The sequence below is a fragment of the Pseudomonas sp. GM78 genome (genome assembly GCF_000282475.1).
In the GTDB taxonomy this organism is placed as follows: Bacteria; Pseudomonadota; Gammaproteobacteria; order Pseudomonadales; family Pseudomonadaceae; genus Aquipseudomonas.
This window is the reverse complement of sequence record NZ_AKJF01000045.1, coordinates 1-10,881: the sequence shown is the minus strand read 5'-3', so window position 1 is coordinate 10,881 and position 10,881 is coordinate 1. Positions and strand designations below refer to the sequence as shown.

Here is a 10,881-nt window from a genome sequence, read left to right as displayed (position 1 = left end):
GGCTGCCACCGCCAATGCGATCATCGTCGGTGATCCGCAATCTGAAGAAACGGTACTCGGTCCGATTGCCAACGAGCCCCAGTTCAAGCGCGTACAAACAATGATCGAGGCTGGCCTGAATGAAGGCGCAAAGCTCGTTTGCGGCGGACCAGGACGCGTGCCGGGTTATGAAAGGGGCTTCTACACCCAACCGACTGTTTTCTCCGAGGTCGATTCAGCGATGCGGATCGCTCAGGAAGAAATCTTTGGGCCGGTACTGTGCATCATTGCGTATGAAACAATCGATGAGGCCGTCGCTATCGCAAACGATACGGTCTATGGGCTGGGTGCCCACGTTCAGTCTCAGAACCTGGAACTCGCACGCGCCGTAGCCTCTCGTATCCGCGCGGGACAAGTGCATCTGAATTACCCCGCCTGGAATCCAATGGCGCCTTTCGGTGGCTACAAGCGATCTGGCAATGGTCGTGAATACGGGGTCTACGGCTTTGAAGAGTATCTGGAAACCAAAGCAATCATTGGATTCGGTGAATCTCCAGACTCTTCTATTACTTCGGGTGAATAAAGCACTGGGCCCTTTCGATACCGAAACGGTCGCACTCCAGGGGGGCAGTTAACTGTCCCCTTATGCGCCTTGCACCACGATGAGGCGTGACATGAGACTGCAACGGCTCAACGCCCTAATACGGTGCAATACGCACTGCAAAACAACTCGCTCCCACAGGTGGTTGATTCGGGAATTGGAGTGCCGCCCAGGTCAGTGTCGCAGCAACTTACGCAACGGCACACCGTCCTTGAGCACGGGGGATTTGATGACGATGTAACTGAAGTACTTCGAGATGCCGATGTTCTTGTCCAGCAGGCTTTCAATGACCTCCTGATAGTGCTGAATACTGCGGGTCATGAAGCGCACCAGATAGTCGTAGCCACCGCTGATCAAATGGCATTCGAGCACTTCGTCCACCAGGCGAATATTCGACTCGAATTTGGCGAAGTCTTCGCGCTTGTGGTCACTCAAGGTGATCTCGGTGAAGACCGTGACCGAATCAGTGATCTTCGCCAGGTTCAAGTGTGCCTTGTAGCTGGAGATGTACCCGGCCGACTCCAGCCGTTTGACCCGTTGCAGGCAGGGGCTGGCCGACAATCCAACGGCATCGGCCAGGCTGACATTGGTCATGCGCCCGTCCTTTTGCAGCTCGACCAAAATGCTGATGTCGATGCGGTCCAGTTTGACTAAACCTTCCATTGAGTACCTCTTGACTGCCATTTGTAGGACAATCTTCTAGCAAAATCAGCGCCGTAAAGACAGTTGATGTTGAGTCACCAGGTCCGCCATGCTGTTGATGCAGTAATCCGCAGCACAAGGCGTCGGCGGTTTGACCCGACCGCGGCAGATCAGACAGACATCGATACTTGCCTGTCGACTGGCTGTAGGCCGGGTCACTTGCAGGATCTGCGCGGGCTCAAGCGCGTTTGCCTTCAGCCATTGCGGATCCTGGAATGGGTCGCTGGCCAACGAAATCAAGTCGTCGACCATGATCCCCAAACGCTCACAGAGCAATCCGCGATCCTCGGCATCCCGGTCGCCTTTCACCAGCAGGCGATAGAACTTGCGCAGGTACAACATGGCCCCCGGTGCGTCCTCGAACAACGACCAGCTGGCCACCGAACGGGCGAAACTCATGCCCTCCTCCCAACTGGCCTTCAGCCCCCAGCGCTCGGCCAACTGGCGATGGGCGAAACACAACAGTCCACTAAAACCCAGCTCGCCAAAGCGTGGATACAGTGCCCGCACCACCTCGCTGTATTCAGCCAGCACCTGTTCCTTGTCCGGGTGCCCACCCCGGCTGTCGAGCAGCGGTTGCAGCGCCGTCCAGACCCCCGAGTCACGATCGACCAGGACCTCATCGCAATCGATGAGCAGCGCTCGATAATCAGTCAGCCCCATGGTGTACACAGCCTCCGATGATGCATTCGATCAATCCATGCCCCATAAATGCTCACGGGCGAGGCCTTGCGGCACCGCCCCGAGCCGGCAGGACGTCAGTTCAATACCCGCGCCAATGCCGCGTCCAGAATTTGCACCGCTTCGTCGACCTGTGCTTCGGTCGCCACCAACGGCGCGAGGAAGCGCAGTACGTTGCGGTACACGCCACACTTAATCACCAGCAAGCCACCCTTACGCGCTTCATCGATCAGCCGCTGGTTCAGATCGGCGTCCGGTGTACGGGCTTCGTCGTTCTTGATCAACTCAATCGCGAGCATGAACCCGGTGCCGCGCACATCGCCGATTTGTGGGTGACGACTCTGCAAGCCAAGCAGTCCTTGGCGCAATTGCTCGCCCAACGCTTCACCGCGCGCCAGCAACTGTTCCTCTTCGTAAGCCTCTATGACCGCCAGTGCCGCCGCGCAGGACAACGCGTTGCCGCCATAGGTACCGCCCAAGCCACCGGGCAATGGCGCGTCCATGATCTCGGCCTTGCCGACCACACCGGACAACGGCAAGCCACCGGCCAGGCTCTTGGCGACGGTTACCAGGTCTGGCTGGATGCCTGCGTGCTGGAAACCGAACCACTTGCCGGTACGGCCGAACCCGGTCTGGATTTCATCGAGGATCAGCACGATGCCGTGTTTTTCCGTCAGCGCCCGCAGCCCCTGAAGGAACTCCTTCGGCGCCGAGAGGAAACCACCGTCGCCCTGCACCGGTTCGATGATGATCGCCGCGACCCGCTCCGGCGCAACCTGGGTGGCAAGCAGTTCGTCCAGCGCCTTGAGCGCCATTTCGCTGGTGACGCCGCGATAAGCGTTTGGATACGGCGTATGGAACACTTCGGGGGCGAACGGCCCGAAGTTCTGTTTGTAGGGCTGGCTCATGCCGGTCAGCGTGGTGCCGAGCAGGGTCCGTCCATGAAAACCGCCACGGAAGGCAATCACCGCCGAACGGTTAGTGTGAGCTCGGGCGATTTTCACCGCGTTTTCCACCGCCTCAGCACCGGAAGTGAAGAACGCGGCTTTGTAGGCTTCTTTACCGCCGATCATTTCGCACAGGCGCCGGGCGAGATCCAGGTAAGGCTTATAGGCGACCACCTGAAAGCAGGCATGGGATACTTTTTGCAGTTGCGCCTGAACCGCCGCGACCACTTGAGGGTGGTTGTGGCCGATGTTCAGTACACCGATACCCCCGACAAAATCCAGGTAGCGCTTGCCATCCACATCCCACAATTCGGCACCTTGGGCACGATCAATCACCAAAGGATGAGCGGTCACCAGGCCCCGCGGCACGAACTGATCGCGCTGACGGAGCAAATGAGGGGTTTGGTCGACTTTGCTGTTCATGGCATTTCCCATCGTGAGTCCGGCAGCCCGGAGGTGATTGCAGATGGTGTTCAGATTAAGGCTTGCTCGGAACGAACTACGCCGAACTTGGCCCCTGAGAAATCCGGTTCCACTGTTTTCACCCTGCTAAACGGCAGATTCCTTCAGCCCGCCGAATCTGCTGTAGTCCCACCGATCCGACGTGGCGCAACCCGTTTAACCCAATGCTTTCGACACATCCTGCGCTGGCGTTGCGCGATGATGGGACCACTTTCATCCCTTCAGGAATTGACCATGGCCCTGCTTTACAAAGCTGACCCTGTGCGCGGCGAACAGTGGAAAGCCCTGTTTGCCGAACACGCACCGGATATCGAATGGCGCGCCTGGCCGGATATTGGCGACCCCACAGACATCGAGTACCTGGCCGCGTGGCAGGCACCGGATGATATCGAGGCGTTGCTGCCGAATCTGAAGGTATTGTTCGCCTTGTCCGCCGGGGTCGATCAACTGGACCTCGCTCGCTTGCCTGAGAGTTTGCCAGTGGTGCGCCTGCTGGACCCCGGCATCACTCGCGGCATGTGCGAATACGCCAGTTTTGCCGTGCTCAGCCTGCACCGGGACATGTTGCGTTATCGTCAGCAACAGATGGCCCGGTGTTGGCAGGCGCACCTGCTGCAACCGTCGGCCAGGCGCCGGGTGGGCGTGATGGGCCTCGGCACCCAGGCGCAACAGATTCTCGCCACCTTGCAACCCATGGGGTTCGCGTTGAAAGGCTGGGCACGCAGCGCCCATCGCATAGCGGGTGTGGATTGTTATGCCGGTCGCGAACAGCTGACGGTGTTTCTCAGTCAGTGCGACATTCTGCTGTGTGTGCTACCGCTGACTGAGCAGACCCAGGGCATTCTTGATCGTCAGCTATTTCGACAACTGCCCCACGGCGCGGCGCTGATCAACATGGGACGTGGTGGGCATCTGGTGGAAAGTGATCTGCTGGAGGCACTCGACAGTGGGCAGCTCAGTGGCGCGGTGCTGGATGTGCTGCAGGAAGAACCGGCGCCGGCGGATCATCCGTTCTGGAGCCATCCGCAGATTCTGCTGACGCCGCATATTGCGGCAATGACCCAGCCTGAAAGTGCGTTTGGGGTGTTACTGGAGAATCTCCGACGGTTCGAACGCGGCGAGCCCATGGCCGGTCAGATCGACCGCCACCAGGGTTACTGAAGATCCGCACGGCTTTTTGTGGTGCCGCGAATATCGCGAGCACACAGGGGACTTGTGGGAGCTGGCTTGCCAGCGATAGCGGTGGATCAGTCAACAAAGAGGCTGAATGTTCCCGCTTCATCGCTGGCAAGCCAGCTCCCACAGGGGGCGCGGTGTGATGTCGGCGATGGCTTTGCCGAGATCCTGAGTCGAGCCCTTCCCGCCCAGATCCGGCGTGATCGGTCCGTCAGCTCACCCATTCGATCGCCTGCAAAAAACTTCCTTGCCCATGCCATCGCCGGCAATCGCGCGATCTTGAATACCTTGTCTATCAGTTATGCCTCCCCGTGTCTGTGAATTACAACCCGCCGATGTGGAAGGCTTTGACTTCAAGGTATTCATCCAGGCCGTATTTGCTGCCTTCACGGCCCAGGCCCGATTGCTTGATGCCGCCGAACGGCGCGACTTCCATGGAAATGATCCCGGTGTTGAGGCCAACCATGCCGAACTCCAGCGCCTCGCCGAAACACCAGGAGCGACGCAGATCCTGAGTGAAATAGTAGGCACCCAGACCGTAAGGCGTGGCGTTGGCCAGCGCGAGGGCTTCGGCTTCGTCGGTGAAACGCATCAATGGCGCTACCGGGCCGAAGGTTTCTTCGGTCGCCAGCAGCATGCCGGCGTGGGCCTCGCCGAGAACCGTGGGTTGCACGAACTGGCTGTCACCGTCGGGAATACCACCGCACAGCAACTGCGCACCCTGGCTCAGGGCATCGTCGATGTGCCGCGCGACTTTGCTCACGGCGGCCTTGTTGATCAACGGGCCGATGGTCACGTCGGCATCGAGGCCATTGCCAACATTGAGCTTGCCGACCTCCTCGACCAGACGCTGGGCGAAGCGCTCATAGATGCCGTCCTGCACCAGAATCCGGTTGGCACAGACGCAGGTCTGGCCGGCGTTACGAAACTTGCTGAGCATGATCCCGGCAACGGCCTGTTCCAGGTCCGCATCGTCAAAGACAATGAATGGCGCGTTACCGCCCAGCTCCAGGCTCAAGCGCTTGATGTGTTCAGCGCTCTGGCGCATCAGCAAACGCCCCACGGCGGTAGAACCGGTAAAGGAAATCTTGCGCACTGTCGGGTTGCCGGTCAGCTCTTCGCCAATGCCCGCGGGCATGCCGCTTAATACGTTGAATACCCCGGCCGGAATGCCGACGCGCTCGGCCAGTACCGCCAACGCGAGGGCCGACAGCGGCGTCAGGTCCGAAGGTTTGACGATGATCGGGCAACCCGCAGCCAAGGCCGGTGCGCACTTGCGGGTGATCATCGCGTTGGGGAAGTTCCACGGGGTGATCGCTGCACAGACGCCGACCGGTTGCTTGAGGGTCAACAGTCGACGGTCACCGGTGGGGGCAGGCATGGTTTCGCCGTAGACCCGTCTGGCTTCTTCGGCGAACCATCTAACGAAGCCGGCGCCATAGCGAATTTCGCCCTTGGCTTCACTCAGCGGCTTTCCCTGTTCACAGGTCATGATCAACGCCAGGTCGTCGAGGTTGTCGATCATGGCCTGATACCAACGCTCCAGCAGCGCCGCGCGCTCTGCTGCCGGACGTGCACGCCAGGCGGGCCAGGCTTTTTCCGCCGCCTCAATGGCACGCCGCGTTTCCGCGCCTTGCATGGCCGGAACGCGAGCGAGCAACTGACCGCTGGCCGGGTCGAAGACGTCCAGCGTCGCACCGTCCTCGGCGCCAATCCACTTCCCGTCTACATAAGCGAGTTCTGCCAAAAGGCTGGGGTCTTTCAAACGATTCTTGAGCATGGTCGAGTCCTGATCCGAGACAGATTCCAGTCTAGGGAGACGTAGCGGATGAGGATGCTGAAAGCGCTTTTCGGACAGTGTCGGATGCTGAAAATGGCGGTGGAACGGCAGATTTATATTTGTCAGATAAACACAAATTTTTGTGGGAGCGAGCCTGCTCGCGATTGGGTTGGTGCAGTCGATGAAGCGGTTGACTGTTCTGACGCTATCGCGAGCAGGCTCGCTCCCACAGGGTTCTCACAGTTTCAGTGAACCGAGCAATCCACCCAGAAACAGCTCCCCGGCCTCCATCTGACTGATCTCGATGAACTCATCCGGTTTGTGCGCCTGTTCAATCGAACCCGGGCCACAGACCACCACCGGAACATCCAGACGCTGCTTGAACAATCCGCCTTCGGTGCCAAACGAAACCTTTGCAGTACCGGTATCCGGCGCCGCGAAGTTTTTCAAAAAGCGCACCGCTTCGACGCTCGGGTGGGTGTCCAGGCCTGGGTAGACGTTGAGGGTTTCGATCTCGATGGCCGCCACGCTGGAGAGCTTTTTAGCCTCGCGCACGATCACTTCGGCGTGTTCCTGCATCTGCGCCAGGATCTGCTCCAGATTATCCGCCGGCAAGTTGCGCACTTCGAAATCCAGGGTGCACAGGTTAGGCACGATGTTCAGCGCACGGCCACCGCCAATCTGCCCGACATGTACGGTGCTAAAAGGCACGTCGTAGTCGGCATCCTGGGCGCCCTGCTCGCGCAGTTGCTGCTGGCTCTGGCGTAGCACCCCGATGAAGTCACTCGCCACGTGAATGGCATTGACCGACAGCGGCGCCAGCGAGGAATGCGCCTCCAGGCCCCGGCAGTAGGTCCGATAGGAGCCCTTGCCCTTATGCCCGAGGACGAATTGCATGTTGGTCGGCTCACCGATCAGGCACAAAAACGGTCGCACCGGCGTAAGGTGCAGCACGTCCAGCAAACGCCGCACGCCGACACAACCGATTTCTTCGTCATGGGACAACGCCAGTTGCAGCGGTCGACTCAGAGAGTGGTCGGCCGCATCGAGCATCGCGTCGATGGCCAGTGCGATAAATCCCTTCATGTCGCAACTGCCACGACCGTAAATCCTGCCGTTCTGTACCGTCGCCTCAAATGCAGGAAAGGTCCAGGCTTGCCCCTCGGCCGGCACTACGTCGGTGTGCCCGGACAGCAGAATCCCCGGCAACTCCTTGGGGCCGGTGCTGGCGAACAGGTTGGCCTTCTTCCCGGTTTGGTCCTTGACGATCAGCGACTCGATGCCTTTGCTCAGCAGCAGGTCGCGCACGTATTCGATCAGGGCCATGTTCGACTCACAAGAGACGGTGTCGAAGGCCATCAAACGTTTGAGAATATCCAATACACGGGGTTTCATGAGGCCTTGCTCCGTAGTTCGGCAAAATGGGCGAACCGGCGAATGGAGAACGGCTCAATCAACGTGCTGGTGCTGCCGGTGCTGATCAGTTCAGCCATCACGTCGCCGACGCCCGGGCCGAGCTGGAAGCCGTGACCGCAGAATCCGAACGCGTAGAACAAGCCATCGACGGTGCCGCTGGTGCCCATGATCGGCAGGGAGTCAGGCAGATAACTTTCGATACCGCTCCAGACCCGGATGATGTTCAGCTTCTCGGAGCCGGGCAGCAGTCGGCGCATTTGATGGATCTGGTTGAGGATGCTGCGCGGCTCAACGTAGGCCCGGCGATTGAGCATGTCCGGTTTGCTGCGATAACCACCACCGATGACGATATTGCCTCGCGTGATCTGCCGGAAGTAAATCACCTCCTCCGGGATCTTGGTGTACACGCCAATCACCGTCGGCAAGGCGTAAGGCACAGGCTCAGTCACCGCCATTTGCGGGCCGTGGGTGTCCAGCGGCACCGGTTCGCCGAATTGCTCGGACAGTTTCTGCCCCCACGCACCGGCGGTGATCAGCAACTGAGCGGCGCTGAATTGACGACCATCGGTGGTGGTCACGCTGAACTCGCCGCCAACCTTCTGCACCTCGGCCACTTCCGTCTGTTCTTCGATGCGTGCTCCGAGACGCCGCGCCGCCCGGGCAAACGCCGGAGCCGCCAGTCGCGGGTTAGCGTGCCCATCGTGGGGTGCATAGGAGCCACCCTTCACGTCCGACCCAAGGAACGGAAAGCGTTTGTGCAACTCGGCGCCGCGATAGATTTTCAGGTCCAGTTGCGCCGCTTCCGGTGCGGCGGCGTAGGCCTCCAACTCAACAATTTCGTCTTCGCGATAACACACACGCATGTGGCCGCTGGCGATGAACTCCAGGTCATCGTCGATCAGTTCCGGCAAACGTTTCCACAACGCCCAGGAACGGTTGGCCAATTCCAGTTGCCCCAGGTGGCGGCCCTGGCGCCGGACGTTGCCGAAGTTCACACCGCTGGCGTACTGACCGATCTGGTCACGCTCCAGCAGGGTCACCGAGTGTCCACGCCGGCGCAGGAAAAAGGCCGACGCCGCGCCCATGATGCCGCCGCCGATAATCAGGACATCGCTTTTTTGCGGTTTCATGAGGGCTCCTCAATGATGGTCATCGGCAAGGGTTTGACCGGGGCCTGCCCCCGTTGCCGACCGACCTGTTGCACGCTGACGCCAGCGGCGGCGGCAATCACCTCGGCCCCGGCCTGGGAGCAGTAACGGCCTTGGCAGCGGCCCATGCCGACCCGGCTGAACGCTTTGGCCCGGTTAACCTCGCAGGCACCTTTTTCGCTGACGGTACGGCGCAGCTCACCGGCGCTGATCATCTCGCAGCGGCAAATGATGGCGCTGTCGGGCAAGGCCTTGGCTTGTTCGGCAGGCCAGGGAAACGCCTGGGCCAGGCCGAGGCGAAACTGGTCCATCACCGCCAACGCCTGGCGTTGTTCGTCACGCAGACCTGCGTTCACCGGTTGCTGCAGATCTTCCAGCAATGTCATCGCCACGAGGCGACCGGCATGCTCGGCAGCGTCGGCACCGCGAATCTTCGCGCCGTCACCGGCGGCATACACACCGTTGACCGTGGTCCGACCTTCTTCATCCACGGACAGCCACCATTGGCCAGACGCGTCGTCGAAGCGCATGCGGCAACCGGCCAGATCCGCCAACTGGGTTTCCGGGCGCAAGTGGTAACCGAGGGCCACGGCATCGCACTGCACATTCAACGTCTCGCCACGGGCGGTCAGTACGCGCACGCCGCTGACCCCACTGGCCGCATCGCCCTGCACTTGCTGCGGCTTAATGCCCAAGTGCACTGGAATCTTCGCCTGATACAACTGCGCCAGCAGTTTCATCCCGGTGAACAGCACCCCGGGGCGCGCCAGCAATTTTGGCAACGCACCGATACGCTTGCTCAGCGGCGAAGTGTCGAGCACCGCCGCCACATTGGCGCCCGCCTTGAGGTACTGAGTGGCGACCAGATACAGCAACGGACCGCTGCCGATGAACACCACACTGTGACCAATCGAAACCGCCTGGGACTTAAGCGCAATCTGCGCGCCCCCAAGGCTGTAGGTGCCCGCCAACTGCCACCCGTCAATCGGCATCAAGCGGTCGGTGGCTCCGGTGCACAGGATCAGCGCGTCGTAATCCACCGTCGAGTGGTGGCCCTGGCTGACGCAATGCAGTTGCCCTGGCGTCAGATTCCACACCAGGGTGTTCGGGCGATAGTCGATACGCTCGCGCAAGCGGTCGAAGCTTTCGTGCAGGTTTCGGGCCTTGGCGGCTTCGGTGCCGTACAGTGCGCTGTAGTCCCGGGTGAAACCCTCCGGCTGACGCCGGTAGATCTGCCCGCCATCGCGGCGATTTTCATCGATCAAAATAGGCTTGATGCCAGCCGTCAGCAGGGTCTCGGCACAGCGAATACCGGCCGGCCCGGCTCCGACGATGACAACTTTCCTGGAACTCAACCGCGCAGTGGCCATGTCGCCTCCGGTTGTGTGGTGACGATATCCAGCCCTTCACGGACTTCGTTGGAGCACGCCCGCAGGCGTTCGCCACTGCGGGTCCAGACCCAGCAATCCTGGCATGCGCCCATCAGGCAGAAACCAGCACGCCGACCTGAATCAAACTCAGACTGACGCAACGCGTTGCCCTGGGTCAGCAACGCCACCATCAGGGTGTCACCTTGCAGCGCCTCGATGGGCGCGCCGTCGACCCTCAAGCTGACGGTCGGTCGACCCTGCTCCGCCAACCTCACAAAACGCCCTTTCATGCGTAGGCTCCCTGAGTCATGGGGATCAGATCCTGCTGGGTTTTCAGCAATTGGGCGCTATCGTGGTGACAGAGGATTTGACTGCCGCCGTCGACGATCCGTCGGTTCGGGGCGACTCGATTGCACAGGCCATCGACACGCACCGGACAACGACTGAGGAAAGTGCAGAGTTCCGACACGTTGGCTTTCGGGCCAATTGACGGCAACTCGCCGCAGCTGGTCCCACAGTTTTCCAGCCAGCCCTGACGCAGTTCCGGCACCGAATGGATCAAAAGATCCGTGTATGGATGGAACGGTGCCTGGGTAAACGACTGGCGGCTGCCCGCCTC

11 protein-coding genes are annotated in these 10,881 nt (G+C 60.4%); 2 read left to right on the top strand and 9 right to left on the bottom strand.

Features of this window, described 5'->3' with window-relative positions:
• The coding region (locus tag PMI35_RS26910) for an aldehyde dehydrogenase family protein (protein ID WP_008055822.1) at window positions 1-562 on the top strand (562 nt) is incomplete at its 5' end.
• Window positions 563-754: 192 nt separating this feature from the next.
• Here the strand turns inward: PMI35_RS26910 and PMI35_RS26915 are convergent.
• The 3 genes from PMI35_RS26915 to gabT form a co-directional block, all read right to left on the bottom strand.
• A complete protein-coding gene (locus PMI35_RS26915; RefSeq protein WP_008055821.1) occupies window positions 755-1,243 on the bottom strand; it encodes an Lrp/AsnC family transcriptional regulator in 489 nt (162 codons plus the stop codon).
• Window positions 1,244-1,288: 45 nt separating this feature from the next.
• Window positions 1,289-1,945 (bottom strand): HAD family hydrolase, encoded by a 657-nt coding sequence (locus tag PMI35_RS26920; RefSeq protein ID WP_008055820.1) that lies wholly within the window; start codon window positions 1,943-1,945, stop codon window positions 1,289-1,291.
• A 95-nt stretch (window positions 1,946-2,040) separates the two neighbouring features.
• Window positions 2,041-3,333 carry a 4-aminobutyrate--2-oxoglutarate transaminase gene (gene gabT, locus PMI35_RS35060; protein WP_008055819.1) on the bottom strand — a complete coding sequence of 431 codons (1,293 nt, stop codon included), beginning with the start codon at window positions 3,331-3,333 and terminating at the stop codon, window positions 2,041-2,043.
• A 273-nt stretch (window positions 3,334-3,606) separates the two neighbouring features.
• Between gabT and PMI35_RS26930 the strand changes: the two genes are divergently transcribed.
• Window positions 3,607-4,533, top strand: coding sequence for a 2-hydroxyacid dehydrogenase (locus PMI35_RS26930; RefSeq protein WP_008055817.1), 927 nt, complete (start codon window positions 3,607-3,609; stop codon window positions 4,531-4,533).
• A gap of 337 nt (window positions 4,534-4,870) precedes the next feature.
• Here PMI35_RS26930 and PMI35_RS26935 read toward each other — a convergent pair whose 3' ends face one another.
• The 6 genes from PMI35_RS26935 to PMI35_RS26960 form a co-directional block, all read right to left on the bottom strand.
• A complete protein-coding gene (locus tag PMI35_RS26935; RefSeq protein ID WP_008055816.1) occupies window positions 4,871-6,328 on the bottom strand; it encodes an NAD-dependent succinate-semialdehyde dehydrogenase in 1,458 nt (485 codons plus the stop codon).
• A gap of 237 nt (window positions 6,329-6,565) precedes the next feature.
• Entirely contained in the window at window positions 6,566-7,723 is a 1,158-nt protein-coding gene (gene argE, locus PMI35_RS26940; protein ID WP_008055815.1) for an acetylornithine deacetylase, read from the bottom strand.
• Complete coding sequence (locus PMI35_RS26945) at window positions 7,720-8,874, bottom strand: NAD(P)/FAD-dependent oxidoreductase (protein WP_008055814.1); 1,155 nt, start codon at window positions 8,872-8,874, stop codon at window positions 7,720-7,722. Before PMI35_RS26945 ends, argE begins: the two co-directional genes overlap by 4 nt.
• Complete coding sequence (locus tag PMI35_RS26950; protein WP_008055813.1) at window positions 8,871-10,262, bottom strand: FAD/NAD(P)-dependent oxidoreductase; 1,392 nt, start codon at window positions 10,260-10,262, stop codon at window positions 8,871-8,873. The genes PMI35_RS26945 and PMI35_RS26950 overlap by 4 nt, the downstream gene beginning before the upstream one ends.
• On the bottom strand, window positions 10,244-10,552 hold the full coding sequence (locus PMI35_RS26955) for a (2Fe-2S)-binding protein (protein WP_008055812.1): 309 nt from the start codon (window positions 10,550-10,552) through the stop codon (window positions 10,244-10,246). The genes PMI35_RS26950 and PMI35_RS26955 overlap by 19 nt, the downstream gene beginning before the upstream one ends.
• Window positions 10,549-10,881 (bottom strand): oligopeptide/dipeptide ABC transporter ATP-binding protein (locus PMI35_RS26960; protein WP_008055811.1); only part of this gene is annotated, 333 nt, incomplete at its 5' end. The genes PMI35_RS26955 and PMI35_RS26960, both read right to left, overlap by 4 nt.